The 16,745-nt window shown below is 66.7% G+C and carries 20 protein-coding genes; 11 read left to right on the top strand and 9 right to left on the bottom strand.

Translation table 11 applies throughout. The features are described 5' to 3' along the window. Positions 1-60 precede the first annotated feature (60 nt). The gene (locus QF040_RS15090; protein ID WP_429611715.1) at positions 61-1,416 is read right to left on the bottom strand and encodes an LLM class flavin-dependent oxidoreductase; all 1,356 of its coding nucleotides are present in this window, start codon (positions 1,414-1,416) and stop codon (positions 61-63) included. Further along, positions 1,413-2,246, bottom strand: a complete 834-nt coding sequence (locus QF040_RS15085) for a MetQ/NlpA family ABC transporter substrate-binding protein (protein WP_429611714.1) — start codon at positions 2,244-2,246, stop codon at positions 1,413-1,415. Before QF040_RS15085 ends, QF040_RS15090 begins: the two co-directional genes overlap by 4 nt. A gap of 151 nt (positions 2,247-2,397) precedes the next feature. Here QF040_RS15085 and QF040_RS15080 point away from each other — a divergent pair, with 151 nt between their 5' ends. Then, positions 2,398-3,099, top strand: coding sequence for an aspartate/glutamate racemase family protein (locus tag QF040_RS15080; protein ID WP_429611713.1), 702 nt, complete (start codon positions 2,398-2,400; stop codon positions 3,097-3,099). A gap of 190 nt (positions 3,100-3,289) precedes the next feature. Next, entirely contained in the window at positions 3,290-4,192 is a 903-nt protein-coding gene (locus tag QF040_RS15075; RefSeq protein WP_429611712.1) for a serine hydrolase domain-containing protein, read from the top strand. Positions 4,193-4,194: 2 nt separating this feature from the next. On the opposite strand, the gene QF040_RS15070 is transcribed toward QF040_RS15075, so the two are convergent. Then, positions 4,195-5,124: an alpha/beta fold hydrolase gene (locus QF040_RS15070; RefSeq protein WP_429611711.1), complete on the bottom strand. Its 930-nt coding sequence runs from the start codon at positions 5,122-5,124 to the stop codon at positions 4,195-4,197. A gap of 135 nt (positions 5,125-5,259) precedes the next feature. On the opposite strand from QF040_RS15070, the gene QF040_RS15065 reads away from it, so the two are divergent. From QF040_RS15065 to QF040_RS15050, 4 genes are all read left to right on the top strand, one after another. Beyond that, a complete protein-coding gene (locus QF040_RS15065; RefSeq protein ID WP_429611710.1) occupies positions 5,260-6,321 on the top strand; it encodes an aldo/keto reductase in 1,062 nt (353 codons plus the stop codon). Continuing rightward, positions 6,318-6,821 carry an aminoacyl-tRNA deacylase gene (locus tag QF040_RS15060; protein WP_307612284.1) on the top strand — a complete coding sequence of 168 codons (504 nt, stop codon included), beginning with the start codon at positions 6,318-6,320 and terminating at the stop codon, positions 6,819-6,821. The genes QF040_RS15065 and QF040_RS15060 overlap by 4 nt, the downstream gene beginning before the upstream one ends. A gap of 73 nt (positions 6,822-6,894) precedes the next feature. Continuing rightward, positions 6,895-7,530: a glycerol-3-phosphate 1-O-acyltransferase PlsY gene (plsY, locus tag QF040_RS15055; protein WP_429611709.1), complete on the top strand. Its 636-nt coding sequence runs from the start codon at positions 6,895-6,897 to the stop codon at positions 7,528-7,530. Between the two features lie 8 nt (positions 7,531-7,538). Further along, positions 7,539-7,892, top strand: a complete 354-nt coding sequence (locus QF040_RS15050) for a RidA family protein (RefSeq protein WP_093239442.1) — start codon at positions 7,539-7,541, stop codon at positions 7,890-7,892. A gap of 9 nt (positions 7,893-7,901) precedes the next feature. Here QF040_RS15050 and QF040_RS15045 read toward each other — a convergent pair whose 3' ends face one another. Continuing rightward, complete coding sequence (locus QF040_RS15045; protein ID WP_429611708.1) at positions 7,902-8,552, bottom strand: retropepsin-like aspartic protease family protein; 651 nt, start codon at positions 8,550-8,552, stop codon at positions 7,902-7,904. A gap of 7 nt (positions 8,553-8,559) precedes the next feature. Continuing rightward, complete coding sequence (locus QF040_RS15040) at positions 8,560-9,045, bottom strand: YajQ family cyclic di-GMP-binding protein (protein WP_013542743.1); 486 nt, start codon at positions 9,043-9,045, stop codon at positions 8,560-8,562. Between the two features lie 45 nt (positions 9,046-9,090). Between QF040_RS15040 and murB the strand changes: the two genes are divergently transcribed. Both murB and QF040_RS15030 read left to right on the top strand, forming a co-directional pair. Beyond that, positions 9,091-10,143, top strand: a complete 1,053-nt coding sequence (murB, locus tag QF040_RS15035; RefSeq protein WP_429611707.1) for a UDP-N-acetylmuramate dehydrogenase — start codon at positions 9,091-9,093, stop codon at positions 10,141-10,143. An 11-nt stretch (positions 10,144-10,154) separates the two neighbouring features. After that, positions 10,155-10,988 carry a glycine-rich domain-containing protein gene (locus QF040_RS15030; RefSeq protein ID WP_429611706.1) on the top strand — a complete coding sequence of 278 codons (834 nt, stop codon included), beginning with the start codon at positions 10,155-10,157 and terminating at the stop codon, positions 10,986-10,988. Positions 10,989-11,055: 67 nt separating this feature from the next. Here QF040_RS15030 and argG read toward each other — a convergent pair whose 3' ends face one another. From argG to QF040_RS15010, 4 genes are all read right to left on the bottom strand, one after another. Then, positions 11,056-12,402 (bottom strand): argininosuccinate synthase, encoded by a 1,347-nt coding sequence (argG, locus tag QF040_RS15025; protein ID WP_429611705.1) that lies wholly within the window; start codon positions 12,400-12,402, stop codon positions 11,056-11,058. A 13-nt stretch (positions 12,403-12,415) separates the two neighbouring features. After that, complete coding sequence (locus QF040_RS15020; RefSeq protein WP_429611704.1) at positions 12,416-12,742, bottom strand: pyrimidine/purine nucleoside phosphorylase; 327 nt, start codon at positions 12,740-12,742, stop codon at positions 12,416-12,418. A 125-nt stretch (positions 12,743-12,867) separates the two neighbouring features. Next, positions 12,868-13,536, bottom strand: a complete 669-nt coding sequence (locus QF040_RS15015; protein WP_429611703.1) for a hypothetical protein — start codon at positions 13,534-13,536, stop codon at positions 12,868-12,870. A gap of 58 nt (positions 13,537-13,594) precedes the next feature. Beyond that, the gene (locus tag QF040_RS15010) at positions 13,595-13,948 is read right to left on the bottom strand and encodes an ArsC family reductase (RefSeq protein ID WP_429611702.1); all 354 of its coding nucleotides are present in this window, start codon (positions 13,946-13,948) and stop codon (positions 13,595-13,597) included. A gap of 36 nt (positions 13,949-13,984) precedes the next feature. Between QF040_RS15010 and folC the strand changes: the two genes are divergently transcribed. Genes folC through QF040_RS14995 form a run of 3 tightly spaced genes read left to right on the top strand, consistent with a single transcriptional unit; the run spans position 13,985 to position 16,738 of the window. Continuing rightward, the gene (gene folC / locus QF040_RS15005) at positions 13,985-15,292 is read left to right on the top strand and encodes a bifunctional tetrahydrofolate synthase/dihydrofolate synthase (RefSeq protein ID WP_429611701.1); all 1,308 of its coding nucleotides are present in this window, start codon (positions 13,985-13,987) and stop codon (positions 15,290-15,292) included. A 60-nt stretch (positions 15,293-15,352) separates the two neighbouring features. Next, a complete protein-coding gene (locus tag QF040_RS15000; RefSeq protein ID WP_429611700.1) occupies positions 15,353-16,234 on the top strand; it encodes an SPOR domain-containing protein in 882 nt (293 codons plus the stop codon). An 18-nt stretch (positions 16,235-16,252) separates the two neighbouring features. Further along, entirely contained in the window at positions 16,253-16,738 is a 486-nt protein-coding gene (locus QF040_RS14995) for a CvpA family protein (RefSeq protein WP_429611699.1), read from the top strand. Positions 16,739-16,745: the final 7 nt, after the last annotated feature.

Genomic DNA, 16,745 nt, shown 5'->3' with positions numbered 1-16,745 from the left:
TGCCGCTTGCCCCCACCCCGGCCCTCCCCCGGAAGGGGAGGGAGAAATACAGCAAGGCCTTCAAGCCGCCAGCCGCTGCGCAGCCCGCCCACCCGGCCGCGCCAGCCCGAGGTGATCGCGCAACGTGCGCCCCTCGTACTCCGTACGAAAGAGTCCGCGCTTCTGCAATATCGGCACCACGCCATCGACAAATTCCTGCAGCCCATGCGGCAGCGCATCGGGCATCAGGTTGAACCCGTCCGCCGCACCGCCCTTGAACCAATGTTCGATGTCGTCGGCAATCTGCTCCGGCGTCCCCACGATCACTCGGTGCCCGCCGCCGCCCGCGAGTTCGCGGATCAGCTGGCGCACCGTGTAGCCATGCGTGCGTCCGGCCGCGACCACCGCGTTGAAAAAAGTGTGGTTGCCGTTGCCATTGCCTGGGAGTGGCAGGTTGTCGGGCAGGCGCTCGTCGAGCTTCAGGCGGTCGGGCGTGATGCCCAGCGTGCCGGCCAGGCGCGTGAGGCTGTAATCCCACGGAATCAGGTCGACGAGCTCGTCGCGGCGGCGGCGCGCCTCGGCCTCAGTGCCGCCCACGATGGTGGTGAGGCCGGCGAGCACCTTCACCGCATCGGGGCCGCGGCCCAGTTCGGCGGCGCGGGTCTTGAGGGCGCGCGCGTAGGCCAGCGATTCTTCGAAAGACTGGGAGGCCGAGAACACGGCTTCTGCATGGCGTGACGCAAGCTCGCGCCCATCGGCTGATGCACCCGCCTGCACTAGCACCGGATGCCCCTGCGGCGCACGCGGCAGGTTCAGCGGACCTTGCACCGCAAAGTGCTCGCCACGGTGCGCAATCGCATGCACCTTGGCCGGGTCGATGAAGCTGCCGGTGGCCTTGTCGCCGATGAAGGCGTCGTCCTCCCAGCTGTCCCACAGCGCTTTCACGATGTCGGCGAACTCCGAGGCGCGGGCGTAGCGCTTCGTGTGGTCGGGCGTGGTGTCGAGGCCGAAGTTGCGGGCCGAGGGCAGGTCGGCCGTGGTCACCATGTTCCAGCCCGCGCGGCCGTTGCTCACATGGTCGAGCGTCGAGAAACGGCGCGCGATGTTGTAGGGCTCGTTGTAGCTGGTGGAGGCGGTGGCGATGAGACCGATGTGCGTCGTCGCCGCTGCCACGCAGGCCAGGAGGATAGTGGGCTCCAGTGCGGTGATCGGGCGGAAGTGGATCTGGTCGACGATGGCCGCGTTGTCCGCGAGAAAGATCGCATCGAGCTTGGCCGCTTCGGCCATCTGCGCGGTGCGGATGTAGTGCTGGATGTCGGCGAACGCCCACGGGTCGCTCTCCGGCAGGCGCCACGCCGAGGGCACGAAGCCCGAGTGCAGGATGTTGACGTTGAGGTGCAGTTGCCTGCGCGGTGTGGCGCTGTTGTTGTTGCTCATTGGTTGAAGTAGTCCGGCAGCCTGTAGCCCGCCCAGACCGGGTTGGCCCTGAAGAACTTCTGGAACTCGGGCGACTGGTAGGCGGCCACGATGTCTTTCGCGAACTTCGCGTTCTCGTTGCTGCGCTTGACGGCGACCACGTTCACGTAGGGCAGCGTCATGTCTTCGAGCTTCAGCGCCTCGGTGAGCTTCAGGCCCGAGGCGACGGCGAAATTGCCCTGCACGGCGGCGAGGTCGGCATCGGCCAGCGAGCGCGGCGCCTGTGCGGCGTCGAGCGGAACGATCTTCAGGCGCTTGGGGTTGCTCGCGATGTCCCGCTCCGACACGCTCAGCGGACTCACGCCCGGCTTCAGCGTCACCCAGCCGATGGCCGCGAGGATGTTGAGCGCGCGCGCCGCGTTCACAGGGTCGGCCGGCAGCGTGACGGTCGCGCCGTCGGGCACCGCGGCGAGCGACTTGTGGCGCTGCGAGTAGAGGCCCATCGGCGGCGTCGGCACATGCACCACCGGCACGAGATCGAACCCCTGCTGCTTGTTCGTGGCGTTGAGGTACAGCGTGTGCTGGAAGATGTTGGCGTCGATCTGCCCGCGCTCCACCGCGTCGTTGGGCTGCACGCCCTGGCTGAATTCGACGTACTTGATGGTGTAGCCGAGCTTCTTGAGCTGGGGCTCGATGCCGTGGGTGAAGGCGTCGCGGTACGGGCCGGGCATGAAGCCCACGCGCAGGTCGTCGGCATGGGCGGAAACGTGCAGCAGCAGGCTCAGTGCGAGGCCGCCGGACAGCGGCGCGAGGCGGCGCAGCCACGACGGCGCGCGCGAAAAGAAAGGCATGACGACAACTCCGAGAGACGGCAACAGGAGTCGGGCACTCTAGGCGGCGGTGCCTGTCGCGCGAACGAAGATTTGCGCGCTTGGATATCCGGTCGGCGGATATCGGAGTGAGGGCGATGACGTCGATCCGCACCTTTTGTAGGATGCCGCCATGACCCAGCACATCGGAATCGTCGGCTGCTCCGCCGAAGGCGCATCGCTTTGCTACCAGACCATCTGCGTGGAGGGCGCGAAATTCCTTGGGCCGCACGCGCACCCCGAGGTCTCGATGCACACGCCTTCGCTCTCGGACTACATGGAATACATCTATCGAAACGACTGGCGCAGCGTGGGCGAAGTGATGCTCGCCTCGGCGCACAAGCTCGCGAAGATCGGCGCGGATTTCCTGGTCTGCCCCGACAACACCATCCACCAGGCACTGCCGTTCATCGAGGGGCGCTCGCCGCTGCCCTGGCTGCACATTGCGGAGTGCGTCGCTGAAGAGGCAGTGCAGCGCGGCTTTCGGCGCATCGGCATCACGGGCACGCGCTGGCTGACCGACAGCGAGGTGTATCCCGAGAAACTTTCGGCGAGCGGCCTGGAATACGTTCGCCCCACCATCGAGGAGCGAGACGAGGTTGCGCGGATCATCATGGAAGAGCTGGTCTACGGCGTCTTCAAGCCCGAGGCCATTGCCACTTTCCAGCGCGTGATGCAGCGCATGAAGGACGAGGAGGCCTGCGACGCCGTGGTGCTCGGCTGCACCGAGATTCCGCTGATCATGAGTGACGCGAATTCACCGCTGCCGACGCTGGATTCGACGCGGCTGCTGGCGCGTGCGGCATTGCGCAGGGCGACCGGTGGCGGCAAGTAAGCCGGTGCGTTTCTTCACGTCTTGCCTTGCGGCAGCTTTCTTGCTGCTCGCAGGTGCGTGCACGGCGCCCCCTGCCGGTCACGCGAGTGCCGCGGTCTTTCCGCTTTCGTCGTGGGAGACCGTTCCCCCATCGCAACTGAGCGCCGCATGCAGCCGCGAGCTCGATGCAACCCGCACCTACCTGAAGACGTTGGACACCACCGCCCTGATGGCGGCGCAGGACGGGCGCGTGCTGTTCAGCGACGGTCCGGTCGATGCTGTCAGCATCGTGTTCTCCGTGCGCAAGAGCCTGCTCTCGATGATGTACGGAAAGTACGTGGCGGACGGCACCATCGACCTCGATCGCACGCTGGCTGACTTGGGCATCGACGATGTGGGGGGCCTGCTCGCGAGCGAGCGCGAGGCACGCTTGCGCGATCTGCTGACGGCGCGCTCCGGCGTCTATCACCCGGCGGCCAACGGCGGGGACGATCTGGCGTTTGCGCCCGCGCGTGGATCGCAAAGGCCCGGCAGCTACTTTCTCTACAACAACTGGGACTTCAACGCCGCGGGCACCGCCTTCGAGAAGCTGACCGGACGCAGCATCTACCCGGCCTTTGCCGACGATCTTGCGGCGCCGCTGATGCTGGAGGATTTCGATCTCGCGCGACACAAGCGCAGCGGCGACGGCGCGAAGTCCGCGCACCTGGCCTATCCCTTCTTCCTGTCGACGCGGGACATGGCGCGCCTGGGCTACCTGATGCTTCACCAGGGCAACTGGCGCGGGCAGCAATTGGTTCCCGCGGCCTGGGTCGCACAGATCACGCAGCCCGTGACCTCGTCGGCGCAAATGCACCCGCCCCATGTGGCCAGGCGCGGCTTCGGCTATGGCTACCTGTGGTGGCTGTTGGAAGAGCCACCGGACTCCGTGCTGAACGGCGCCTACATGGCCTGGGGCGTGCACGGCCAGTACATCCTCGTGATCCCGAAGCGGCACATGGTGATCGCGCACAAGCGGCAGGTGCCGGTGGCGGGCAACTGGAATCCGAGCACGGTGGTGCCGAGCGACTTTTTGCGCGCCGCAAGGATGCTTGCAGCAGCGCCCTGCGGCTGAGTTCAGCCGGCCAGGAAGTCTTCGATCAGCCGCGCCACGCGCTGCGGCTGGTCGTGGTGCAGCATGTGGCCCGCGTCGTCGAGCCGTTCGATGCGCACCGAGGGCACGGACTTCAGGCGCTCGTGGAATTCATCGAGCGTGTAGCGGTTCTTCCACCAGCCCTGCAGGCTGTCGTCGGAGGCCTCGACCATCAGCGTCGGCGCGGTGATGCGCGCATAGAGCGCGAGGGTTTCATCGACGCGGAAGATGTGCGCATTGACGATCTTGTGCGCCGCCTCGCCGAGGATCTGCCAGCGCGTGCTGCCATCGGGCTGCTGGTGGCCGGCCGACCAGTGGCTTGCGAGCCAGTCGGCCTTGTCTTGCGAGAGGCGCGGGTTGGTCTTCATGAGGCGGCGGGCCACGCCGTCGACGGCCGAGTAGCCGGCGAGCGCTTTCTCGCCGCGGTGCAGGCCCTTGAGCTCGTCGATCCACTGGCCATAACGCGCGGGCGCTTCATCGGGTTTGCGCGCGGGCATGCCGAAGCCTTCGAGATTGACGAGGCGGCGGATGCGCGCGGGCCGCACGCCCGCGTAGTGCATCGCGACGTTGCCGCCCATGCTGTGGCCGACGAGGTCGACCGGGCGCGCATCGTCGCCCTCGCCCGCGTAACGGTCGAGCAGCCATTCGAGGTCGGCGAGGTAGTCGGCGAGCCAGTAGTTGTCGACGCCGCCGCCGTCGGTGAGACCGAAGCCGCGCCAGTCGGGGGCGATGATGAAGCGGTCTTCGGCCAGTGCATCGACGACGAACTGCCATGAGGCGGCGACGTCCATCCATCCGTGCACCAGCACCAGCGGCGGGCGTTCGGCCGAGGGCTGGCCCCAGAGGCGCACGTGGTAGCTGAGGTTGCGCACGGGCACGAATTCGCTGCGCGAGGGACGGAGGGCTTGGTACATGGGCGCCGATGATAAGGAGCGGGGCGCATTCGGGCAGTCCGGCAGACGACAGGTGCGGACGGCCGCGGGCAACTGCCGCTCGGGCTTTGGCCGCGCGGCCAGCGCGTTGCGGGGGAGGGCGGTAGCATCCCGCGCATGAAAAAGATCCAACTCGGTCAGAGCGACCTGCACGTCACCCCGATCTGCCTCGGCACCATGACTTTCGGCGAGCAGGTGGACGAACCCACCGCCCACGCCATCCTGAGCCGTTCTCTGGAACGCGGCGTCGACTTCATCGACACCGCCGAGATGTACTCGGTGCCGACCCGCGAGGAAACCTACAGCGTCACCGAAACCATCATCGGCAACTGGTTCGCCGCCAATCCCGGCGCGCGCCAGAAGCTGGTGCTGGCCACCAAGGTCGCCGGCCCGCTGCGCAACACGCCCTGGGTGCGCGAAGGCGTGGGCATGACGGCCGCCGACATCGTGGCCTCGTGCGACGCGAGCCTCAAGCGCCTGAAGACCGAGACGATCGACCTCTACCAGATCCACTGGCCCGAGCGCCACGTGCCGGCCTTCGGCAACATCTACTACGACCCGGCCAAGGAGGTTTCGCAAACCCCGATCCACGAGCAGCTGGAAACTTTCGGCAAGCTGGTGAAGGCCGGCAAGATCCGCGCGATCGGCCTGTCGAACGAAACGCCCTATGGCGTGCACGAGTTCGTGCGGCTGGCCGAGCAGCACGGCCTGCCGCGCGTGGCGACGGTGCAGAACGTCTACAACCTCGCGAGCCGCGGCGTGGAAAACGGGTTGGACGAAACGATGCACCGGCTGGGCGTGTCGCTGCTGGCGTATTCGCCGCTGGCCTACGGCCTCTTGACCGGCAAGTACGACCAGAGCGGCATCACCGGGCCCGACGCGCCCGCCGAAGCGCGCATCACCCGCTACGAGTCGGTGCGCAAGCTGCGCTGGGGCCGGCCCGATGCGCTGAAGGCCGCGCGCCTGTACAACCAGCTCGCGCGCGACAACGGCCTGGCGCCCACGCAGCTCGCGCTGGCCTTCTGCTACACCAAGTGGCAGGTGGCGAGCACGATCATCGGCGTGCGCACGCTCGAGCAGCTCGATGAGGACATCGACGCCTACGGCACCACGCTGTCGCCGGAAATCCTGGCCGAGATCGACAAGATCCGCTGGGACATCCGGGACCCGGCGGCGTGAAAGACCAGAAGGTGAAGAAGGTCCATGTTTCCGAAACGCCCGCAACGCAGCTGCTGCGGGCGAACAAGATCGCCTTCACCGAGCATCCGTACGAGTACATGGAGCACGGCGGCGCGCAGCGCGGCGCCGAGATGCTGGGGCTCGATCCGTTCACCGTCATCAAGACGCTGGTGATGCAGGACCAGGACGCCAGGCCGCTCATCGTGCTGATGCACGGCAACCGCACGGTGTCGACCAAGAACCTCGCGCGGCAGATCGGCGCCAAGTCGGTCGAGCCCTGCAAGCCCGAGGTGGCGCAGCGCCACAGCGGCTACATGGTGGGGGGCACCTCGCCCTTCGGCACGCGGCGCGAGATGCCGGTGTACATCGAATCGACCATTCTCGAACTGCCGAAGATCGTGCTCAACGGCGGGCGGCGCGGCTACCTCGTCGGCATCGATCCGCAGGTGTGCGTGGCGCTGCTGGGGGCCAAGCCGGTGCAGTGCGCGCTGGCAGAATAGCCGCCGCGGCGCGTCGGCCCACGACGGCGCCCTTCGACAAAAAAGAACAACCATTTCCCCGCGGAGCGCTGCCTTGAGCTTTCACCTGCCTTCCCTCATTGCCATCGTGGCGTCGTACCTGATCGGCTCGCTGTCGTTCGCGGTCATCGTGAGCAAGTCGCTCGGCATGGCCGATCCGCGCAGCTACGGCAGCGGCAACCCTGGCGCCACCAACGTGCTGCGTTCGGGCAACAAGGGCGCGGCGCTGGCCACGCTGGTGCTCGATGCGGTCAAGGGCTGGCTGCCGGTGTTCTTGATTCGCCACTACGGCGCGCAGTGGGGCCTGGGCGATGGTGTGGCCGCCGTGGCGGGCCTTGCTGCCTTTCTGGGCCACCTGTACCCGGTGTTCTTCGGCTTCCAGGGCGGCAAGGGTGTGGCGACCGCGGCGGGCGTGCTGGTGGGCATCGCGCCCTGGCTGGGGCTCGCGACCGGCGCCACCTGGCTGATCATCGCGGTCTTCTTCCGTTATTCGTCGCTGTCGTCGCTGGTGGCGGCCTTCTTTGCGCCGGCCTATTACCTCCTGGGCGGCAACATCGTGTGGCCGCTCGACCGCACGGTGCTGATCGCGATCATCATCATGAGTCTGCTGCTGGTCTGGCGGCACCGCGAAAACATCCGCCGGCTCGCGGCCGGCACGGAGTCGAAACTCGGCTCGAAGAAAAAGGCTTGAAGAACACCATGGCAAACATCACCCGCTTTCACGTCGGCCCGCGTCTCTCGGAGACGGCCGTGCACAACGGCACCATCTACCTCGCCGGCCAGGTGCCCGACGACACCACGCAGGACATCCGCGGCCAGACCGCGCAGGTGCTCGCCATGGTCGACCGCCTGCTGGCCGAGGCCGGCAGCGACAAGTCGCGCATCCTCATGACGCAGATCTTCCTGGCCGACATCACCGACATCACGGCCATGAACGAGGTGTGGGATGCGTGGATTCCGGCCGGCAACACGCCGCCGCGCGCGACGGTGCAGGCCAAGATGGCCAATGCGGCCTACAAGATCGAGATCGTCGTTACGGCCGCACAGGCCTGACGCGCAATTTCAGTACCGCTTTTCCAGGACCATCTGGTCCGCGTCGCGGCGCATGGAGAAGCGGTTGATGAAGCTGTTGCCCAGCAGCACGAACGGCATCGGCTGCGGCGACACGACCGCATCGATGTCGTACACCTCCACATCGCCCACGCGCACCGACTGCAGCCGCAGCTTGTAGCCCTGCGACACACCATTGGCGGTGTTGATCTGGATGCGCTGGCCTTTGCTGTAGTCCAGGCCAATGCGCTCTGCATCGGCGGCCGAGAGCGCGATCGATGTGGCGCCGGTGTCTAGCATGAACGTGACGGCGCGGCCGTTGATGGCCCCCTGCGTCATGTAGTGGCCGCGGCTGTCGGCCGGCAGCACGATGCGGTTGCCGCCACCGCCTGAACCGCCGCCCCCGCCGATGCTCACCGGCGTGTCCATGCGCAGGTTGACGCGCTTGCCTTCGAGCTCGACCACCGCCTGCTCGGCCTGCAGCGACACGAGCTTGACCCCCTGAAAACTCTCGCCGACCGCGACCGTCTTGGGCGGTGCGCCGTTCACGATCAGGATCGCGCGGCTGCCGATGGTGCCGGTGAGCATCACCGAGCTTGCAGCGTACGCCGCCGCAACGGCAGCCAGAAGACACGCTGCCGTCGCAAGGGCGAGGGGTTTCATGAGGAGATCAGTCGCGGAAGTTGTTGAACGACAGGGGCATGTCCGGCACGTCCTTCTTGATCAGCGCCATGGCGGCCTGAAGGTCGTCGCGCTTGGCGCCGGTGATCCGCACCGCGTCGCCCTGGATCGCGGCCTGCACCTTGAGTTTGCTGTCCTTGACGATGCGGGTGATTTTCTTGGCCTGCTCGCTCTCGATGCCGCTCTTGACCTTGATGACCTGCTTGACCTTGTCGCCGCCCATCTTCTGGACATCGCCCTTGTCGAGGAAGCGCACGTCGACGCTGCGCTTGGTGAGCTTGCTGCGAAGGATGTCCTCGACCTGCACGAGCTGGAACTCGGCGTCACCGATCATGGTGATTTCCTTGTCCTTGAGGTCGACGGCGGCGGCGGTGCCCTTGAAGTCGAAGCGCGTCGCGATTTCCTTGGCGGTGTTCTCGACTGCGTTCTTCACTTCGGGCAGATTGGGCTCGCAGACGGTGTCGAAAGACGGCATGGGCTCTCCTGAATTCTTGCGGGTGCTGAATGCGACAATTCTCCCATGATCGTGGAGCACAACGTCCCCCTGCAGCCGTACAACAGTTTCGGCATCGTCGCGCGCGCGCAGCGCCTGGCGCGCATCACGGACGAGGCCGATATCGCCGAGCTTCTGGCCGGCCCCGACTGGCAGGGCGCCCCCCGTTTCGTGCTGGGCGGCGGCAGCAACATCGTGCTGACCGGCGACGTCAAGCCGCTGGTGCTCAAGGTGGAAATCAAGGGTCTGCGGCTGGTCGAAGAGACGCCCCGGGCCTGGATCGTGGAAGCCGGCGCGGGCGAAATCTGGCACGACGCGGTCGAATGGATGGTGCGCAACGGCTACCCGGGCCTCGAGAATCTCGCGCTCATTCCGGGCACCGTGGGCGGCTCGCCCGTGCAGAACATCGGCGCCTACGGCGTCGAGCTGCAGGATCGCTTCGAATCGCTCGACGCCATCGACCTGGACACCGGCCGCAGCTTCACGCTCGATGCCGCCCAATGCGCCTTCGGCTACCGCGATTCGGTGTTCAAGCACGTGCGCAGCGGCCCGAACGACTTCGGCCTTGCGGGCCGGGCGCTCATCACCCGGGTGCGCTTCCGGCTGCCCAAGCCCTGGAAGGCGGTGGTCGGCTACCTCGATCTCGAACGCAAGATGGAAGAAACCGGCAACTTCACGCCGAGCGCCGTCGACATCTTCGATTGGGTCTGCGCCATCCGCCGCGCCAAGCTGCCCGACTGGCGCGTGCTGGGCAATGCCGGCAGCTTCTTCAAGAACCCGACCGTCACGCCCGAGCAGTGCGCCGACATCATCGCGCGCGATCCCAAGATCGTTCACTACCCGATGGCCGATGGCAGCATCAAGCTGGCGGCCGGCTGGCTCATCGACGCCTGCGGCTGGAAGGGCAAGTCGGTCGGCAATGCCGGCGTGTACGAGCGGCAGGCGCTGGTGCTGGTCAACCGCGGCGGCAGCGAGAACCCGGTGACCGGCGGCGAGGTGATGACGCTGGCCAAGGCGATCCAGACCAGCGTGTACGAGCGCTTCGGCATCCGGCTGGAGCCCGAGCCGGTGGTGGTCTGATGAAGTAATCAATGGATCTCGACTTCCTGCACCTGAACTACCGCCGGCGCATCGCCGCGCTGGTGTGGGCGCAGCGGATCGTCATCGTGGCTGGCATTGCCTCGGTGTTCCTGGTGCCGGCGCGCTGGTGGGGATCGGCGCTGCTGTTCATCGCAGCCTTCTGTTTCGCGGCGCTCCTGAGCCGCATCGAAGTGAGCCTGCGCCGTCAGTTCATTCGTGAAGCGCGACTGCCGCCCTTTCTGATCGGCAAGCTGCGCGAAGCCCATCCGCAACTGAGCCGCCGCGACGCTGAGCTGGTGCTGCGGGGCCTGCGCCAGTTCTTCATGGCGCACCTGCGCAGCGACCGCAAGTTCGTCGCCATGCCTTCGAAGGTGGTCGACACCGCCTGGCACGAATTCATCCTGCACACGCAGGGCTACCAGAACTGGTGCAAGGCGGCCTTCGGCGGCATGCTGCACCACAGCCCGGCCGAGGTGCTGGGCAAGGACCCCAAGCGCAACGACGGCCTGCGCCGCACCTGGTACTGGTCGTGCAAGGAAGAGAGCATCGATCCGCGCAAGCCCGCGCGCCTGCCGCTGCTGTTTGCGCTGGACATCAAGTTCGCGATTCCCGGCGGCTTCGCGTACGTGCCCGATTGCAAGGCGGTCGACCGGCACAACGGCTCGACCTCGCAGTGCGGCAGCGAATTCGGCGAGTCTTCGTCGGATGGCGGAAGCTCGGGCGATGCCGGTGGATTCGGTGGCAGTGAATCGAGCAGCGGCAGCAGCGATGGCGGAGGCGGGGACTCTGGAGGCGATGGGGGTAGCGGTTGCGGAGGTGGCTGCGGCGGAGGCGGCGGCGACTGATCGACACAGCGGCGCACCAAAGAAAAACGGGCCCATCGGGCCCGTTCGTCATTGAAGCGCGTTCGGCTTACTTGGTGCCGCTCTCGTCGTCGTTCGCGAGCTTGGGCAGCGATGCGCCCTGGCTCGACGACAGCAGCCCGGTGCGGGTGTAGATCGCCAGCTTCTCGCGCGTGTCGATGATGTCCAGGTTGCGCATCGTCAGCTGGCCGATGCGGTCCAGCGGCGTGAAGGCGCCTTCGACCTTTTCCATGCTCAAGCGCTCGGGCTTGTAGGTGAGGTTCGGCGACTCGGTGTTCAGGATCGAGTAGTCGTTGCCGCGGCGCAGCTCGACCGTCACTTCGCCGGTGATGGCGCGCGCCACCCAGCGCTGGGCCGTTTCGCGCAGCATGATCGCCTGCGGGTCGAACCAGCGGCCCTGGTAGAGCAGGCGGCCGAGCTTGCGGCCGTGGTCGCGGTACTGCTCGATCGTGTCTTCGTTGTGGATGCCGGTGACCAGGCGCTCGTAGGCGATGAACAGCAGCGCGAGGCCCGGAGCCTCGTAGATGCCGCGGCTCTTGGCCTCGATGATGCGGTTCTCGATCTGGTCGCTCATGCCCAGGCCGTGGCGCCCGCCGATGCGGTTGGCTTCCAGGATCAGCTCGACCATGTTCGGGTAGGCCACGCCGTTCAGCGCGACGGGCACGCCTTCTTCGAAGCGCACCGAGACAGTCTCGCGCTTGACCTCGACCTCGTCCTTCCAGAACGCGACGCCCATGATGGGCTGCACGATCTGCATGCCGCTGTTCAGGTGTTCGAGGTCTTTGGCCTCGTGCGTGGCGCCCAGCATGTTCGAGTCGGTCGAGTAGGCCTTTTCGGACGACATCTTGTAGGCGAAGCCGGCCTTTTGCATGAACTCCGACATCTCCTTGCGGCCGCCGAGCTCGTCGATGAAGACCTGGTCGAGCCATGGCTTGTAGATCTTGAGCGCGGGGTTGGTGAGCAGGCCGTAGCGGTAGAAGCGCTCGATGTCGTTGCCCTTGTAGGTGCTGCCGTCGCCCCAGATGTTGACGTCGTCTTCCTTCATGGCCGACACCAGCATGGTGCCGGTCACCGCGCGGCCGAGCGGCGTGGTGTTGAAGTAGGTGACGCCAGCGGTCGTGACGTGGAAGGCGCCGGCCTGCAGCGCGGCGATGCCTTCATTGGCGAGCTGTGCACGGCAGTCGATCAGGCGGGCGTTCTCGGCACCGTAGAGCATCGCCTTGCGCGGAATCTCGTCGTAGTCGGGCTCGTCGGGCTGGCCGAGGTTGGCGGTGTAGGCGTAGGGGATCGCGCCCTTGTTGCGCATCCAGTGCAGCGCGGCGCTGGTGTCCAGGCCGCCGGAAAAGGCGATGCCGACCTTCTGGCCGGCGGGAACGTTTTGGAGAATGGTCGACATGTCAGGTCCCGGTTCAGCCGAAGTGGCAGATGTAGCTGTAGGGCTCGCCGGTCACCCGGATCTGGAAGCTGGAATTGGCCGGCACGTTGAACTTCTGGCCCGGACCGGAGGCGACCCATTCGCTGGTGCCTGCGAGCAGGTATTCGCAGCTGCCGGCGGTGCCTTCCATGATTTCAGCCGCGCCGGTGTTGAAGGTGAGGGTGGACGGCAGGATCACGCCGACCGATTTCTTGGTGCCGTCCGCGAGCGTGAGGCTGTGGCTCACGCATTTGCCGTCGAAGTACACATTGGCCTTGGTGGCCACTGCGGCGCTGTTCAGAGTGTCGGTAGTCGTCGTCATTGGGTGGCGCCGGCGCGCGGGCGGTCGGCTTGTCGAGGACGCACCGCGCAGGCGGCGCACCCCTCAGGGGTTGGAAAAGTCCTCGATTTTAGGGGCTCGTCCGGCCCCCACCCGCTCACACCTTCTCAGCGGTGCCAGCCGCCGCGGTAACCGCCGTAGCCGCGATACCCGTAGCCCCGGCCGTAGTAGCCGCCACCCCAGCCGCGCGAATAGCCCAGGTTCAGCGAGATGCCCACCGGCGGGTACACGTAGGGCTGTGCGTACGGGTAGGTGTAGGCGGGCTGCACGTACACGGGCGGCGCATACACCGGCGCCGGCTGCACGTAGACCGGCGCGGGCGCGTTGGACACCACCACGCCGGGTTCGGGCACGACGCTGTCCCAGGGCGAGCCGCTGCCCTGGCTCTGGTATTGCTGCTGCGACTGCGGGTCTTGCTGATACTGATACTGCTGCTGGTATGGCTGGCCGTTGTTGTTCGCCTCGACTGGATAGGGCTGCAACTGCGATTGCGGCTGCACGGGCGCGGTGGTCGCACCCGAAGTGGTCACGCCGTAGGCACTGGCCTGGACCGGGATGGTCGCGCCCGGCCGGCTGGTGGTGCGGGTCGTGTACTGGCGGCCCTGGTATTCGTAGGTGACGTTGTAGCTGACGTCGCTGCCGGTCGTTTCGCGGATCGGCGTGGCCGAAATCACCCGGGCCTGGACCACTTGCTGGGCCTGCGCGATGCCTGCGCCCGTCGTCAAAAGCCCGGCCACCGAAAGCCCCGCGAGGGTGCGAAAAACGTGTCTGTTCATGGTGTTCTCTCCTGCAGATCGGGTTTGGAGGCCGGCCGGCGAGGCGGGGTTCCAGGGTTTACAAGGCGTTCACAGCCCAGTTTTCGGCGTCGAATCCTGTCGTAACGCCGGTTTTCGGGCCCCAGTTGACCACCGGCCGCTTGATCAGGCTCGGGTTGGCCAGCAGCACGGCGCGGGCCGAGGCGGCATCGACCACGCTGTTCTGGGTGGCTTCGTCCAGCTTGCGCCAGGTGGTGCCGCGGCGGTTGACCAGCGCCTCCCAGCCGGGCTGCTTCAGCCACTGGTCGAGCTCTGCCTCGGGCACGCCCTGTTTCTTGAAATCGTGGAAGGTGTAGGCCGCGTTGTGTTCGTCGAGCCAGGCGCGGGCGCGCTTGACGGTGTCGCAGTTCGGGATGCCGTATAGGGTTGTCATGGCCGCCATGATGCCGCGCCCGGCGGGTCGGCGACAATGCCGGCCTCCATGGAAACCCTTAACGACTGGCTCGCGCGCGCCGAGCAACTCCATCCCAAGAACATCGAACTGGGCCTCGACCGCGCCAAGGAGATGGCCGGGCGCCTCGGGCTGAAATTCGACTGCCCCGTCATCACGGTGGCGGGCACCAACGGCAAGGGCTCGACCTGCTCCATGCTCGAATCGATCTTGACGCACGCCGGCTACCGCACCGCCGTGTTCACCTCCCCGCACCTTGTGCGTTTCGAGGAGCGGCTGCGCCTGAAGGGCGAATCGGTCGATGCTTCCAAACTGATAGCAAGCTTCGAAGTGGTGGAAAAGGCGCGTGGCGACATGGCGCTGACCTACTTCGAGTTCACCACCCTCGGCATCCTGCACCGGATGATCGAGGAAAAGCCCGATGTGGCGATCCTCGAAGTCGGGCTCGGTGGCCGGCTCGACGCGGTCAACATCATCGATGCGGACTGCGCGGTCATCACCAGCATCGACCTGGACCACATGGATTACCTCGGCCCCGACCGCGAAAGCATCGGCTTCGAGAAGGCCGGCGTCCTGCGCGCCGGCAAGCCGGCCATCGTGAGCGATCCGATGCCGCCGCAGAGCGTGATCGACCACGCGAACGCCATCGGCGCCGACCTCTGGCGCTTCGGGACCGACTTCAACGTGTCGGGCGACAAGCAGCAGTGGGGCTGGTCGGGCCGCGGGCGGCGCTACAGCGGGCTGGCCTATCCGGCGCTGCGCGGCGCCAACCAGCTCATCAATGCCGCGGGCGTGCTCGCCGCGCTCGAGGCGCTGCGTCCGCAGTTGCCGATCACCGCGCAGGCGGTGCGCAATGGGCTGGCAATGGTCGAGTTGCCGGGCCGCTTCCAGATCGTGCCGGGCGAGCCCGCGCTGGTGCTCGATGTGGCGCACAACGCGCACGCGGTCGCGGCGCTCGCCGAGAACCTCGATGCGATGGGTTTCTTCACCACGACGCACGGCATCTTCGGCGTCATGGCCGACAAGGACCTCGCGCCGATCCTCGCGCGCATCGGGCCGCTGATCGACCGCTGGTACTTCACCGACCTGCCGACCGCGCGGGCCGCCACGGCGGCTGATCTGCAGGCCGCCTGGCAGGCGCAGAACACCCGGACCGACGCATCCGCCAGCGTGCATGCAGGCCCCATGGACGCGCTGCGCGCAGCCATCGAGCACGCAGACCCCGCTGATAGAATCGTGGTCTTCGGATCGTTCTTCACCGTGGGTGGCGTGCTCGAAAACGGCACCCCCCGGCTGCAAGCCAAACACCTGTCGCCGGGCGGCTGACCGACAGGTCTCCGCACCATCTGGCATCACCTCGCTGCACTCCTTCAGGGATCGAACTTCATGGCGTTTTTCAAGTTCCGCACGCGCGGCCCACAAGGCAACGAAGGACGCAGCGCCCCGGCGGCCGTCCCTGCGGAAAGTGTCGAAACCATGCGTCGGCGCGCGCGCCATCGGCTGCTGGGCGCCGCGGTGCTGGTGCTGCTGGGCGTGATCGGATTCCCGCTGCTGTTCGACACCCAGCCGCGTCCCGTGTCGGTCGACATCCCCATCGAGATTCCGGACCGCAACAAGGTCAAGCCGCTGCCCGTGCCCGCCGCACCTGCAACGCCTCCTGCGACGAGCAGCGCACCGCCCGCACCCGAAAGCAGTTCCCGCGTGGCGGCCGTCTCCTCGGCCGGCGGCATGATCACCGAGACCGCCGACGGCACCGTGATCGATTCCGGCAAGCCGGTGGCCAGCACGCCGCCTGCCGCCGAGGCCAAACCCAAGCCCGAGCCAAAACCCGAGCCGAAGCCGGAGGTCAAGCCAAAGCCGGAACCCAAGCCCGAAGTCAAGCCTGAACCCAAGCCAAAGCCTGAACCGAAACCCGAGGCCAAGCCGAAGCCGGAGCCCAAGCCAGCCGCCTCGGCGGACGATGGTGCACGCGCCCGTGCCTTGCTCGAAGGCAAGCCCATCAGCGCCACGCCCAAGCCTGCCGCCGCCGACGAGGCTGCCGGCCGCTTCATCGTGCAGGTCGGCGCCTTCGCCGATGCGGACAAGGCGCGCGAAGTCCGGCAGAAGCTGGAGCGCGCCGGCCTCAAGACCTATGTTCACGTTGCCAAGACGGCCGATGGCGAGCGCACGCGTGTGCGTGTCGGCCCCTTCGCATCGCGTGCCGAAGCGGACAAGGCTGCGGAAAAGGTCAAGGGCTTGTCTTTGTCGGCCGCGATCCTCACGTTGTAAGCGCGGGCGCCTGTTGTCGTGGCCCTGCTCGACTGGATCGCTGTCACGCTCATCGTGGTGTCGATGCTGTTCGGCCTCATGCGGGGGCTGGTGTTCGAAGTGATTTCGCTGGCGGGCTGGGTGGCTGCATTCATCGCGGCCCAGTGGCTGGCTTCCGATGTGGCGGTGTGGTTGCCGTTCGGCGAGCCGCAGGCGACGTGGCGCTATCCGTTGGCCTTCGTGCTGGTGTTCGTGGGAGTGGCGTTCGGTGTGGGGCTCATTGCGGCCCTCACGCGCAAGCTGATCACCGTGGTGGGCCTTCGGCCCGTGGACCGGATTTTGGGAGCTGCCTTCGGTGCGGCGCGGGGCGCAGTGGCCCTGCTCGTGCTGGCAGTCATTGTTCATTTGCTGGTGTTGAGCGACAGTGCCTGGTGGCGCGACTCGCTCAGTGCCGGTGTTCTCGATGCGGCATTGCAGGGCCTGAAACCCGCGCTGCCTGAAAAGTTGGCAAGCTACCTGCCCTGAAGGAATC

Source organism: Variovorax sp. W2I14 (genome assembly GCF_050435205.1).
GTDB lineage: Bacteria > Pseudomonadota > Gammaproteobacteria > Burkholderiales > Burkholderiaceae_C > Variovorax > Variovorax paradoxus_C.
This window is presented reverse-complemented; position numbering and strand designations above follow the sequence as displayed.

Coding starts and splice junctions, on each gene's coding strand:
- QF040_RS15090 (WP_429611715.1), bottom strand. CDS start 1,416: ATGAGCAACAACAACAGCGCCACACCGCGCAGGCAACTGCACCTCAAC.
- QF040_RS15085 (WP_429611714.1), bottom strand. CDS start 2,246: ATGCCTTTCTTTTCGCGCGCGCCGTCGTGGCTGCGCCGCCTCGCGCCG.
- QF040_RS15080 (WP_429611713.1), top strand. CDS start 2,398: ATGACCCAGCACATCGGAATCGTCGGCTGCTCCGCCGAAGGCGCATCG.
- QF040_RS15070 (WP_429611711.1), bottom strand. CDS start 5,124: ATGTACCAAGCCCTCCGTCCCTCGCGCAGCGAATTCGTGCCCGTGCGC.
- QF040_RS15065 (WP_429611710.1), top strand. CDS start 5,260: ATGAAAAAGATCCAACTCGGTCAGAGCGACCTGCACGTCACCCCGATC.
- QF040_RS15050 (WP_093239442.1), top strand. CDS start 7,539: ATGGCAAACATCACCCGCTTTCACGTCGGCCCGCGTCTCTCGGAGACG.
- QF040_RS15045 (WP_429611708.1), bottom strand. CDS start 8,552: ATGAAACCCCTCGCCCTTGCGACGGCAGCGTGTCTTCTGGCTGCCGTT.
- QF040_RS15040 (WP_013542743.1), bottom strand. CDS start 9,045: ATGCCGTCTTTCGACACCGTCTGCGAGCCCAATCTGCCCGAAGTGAAG.
- murB (WP_429611707.1), top strand. CDS start 9,091: ATGATCGTGGAGCACAACGTCCCCCTGCAGCCGTACAACAGTTTCGGC.
- QF040_RS15030 (WP_429611706.1), top strand. CDS start 10,155: ATGGATCTCGACTTCCTGCACCTGAACTACCGCCGGCGCATCGCCGCG.
- argG (WP_429611705.1), bottom strand. CDS start 12,402: ATGTCGACCATTCTCCAAAACGTTCCCGCCGGCCAGAAGGTCGGCATC.
- QF040_RS15020 (WP_429611704.1), bottom strand. CDS start 12,742: ATGACGACGACTACCGACACTCTGAACAGCGCCGCAGTGGCCACCAAG.
- QF040_RS15015 (WP_429611703.1), bottom strand. CDS start 13,536: ATGAACAGACACGTTTTTCGCACCCTCGCGGGGCTTTCGGTGGCCGGG.
- QF040_RS15010 (WP_429611702.1), bottom strand. CDS start 13,948: ATGACAACCCTATACGGCATCCCGAACTGCGACACCGTCAAGCGCGCC.
- folC (WP_429611701.1), top strand. CDS start 13,985: ATGCCGGCCTCCATGGAAACCCTTAACGACTGGCTCGCGCGCGCCGAG.
- QF040_RS15000 (WP_429611700.1), top strand. CDS start 15,353: ATGGCGTTTTTCAAGTTCCGCACGCGCGGCCCACAAGGCAACGAAGGA.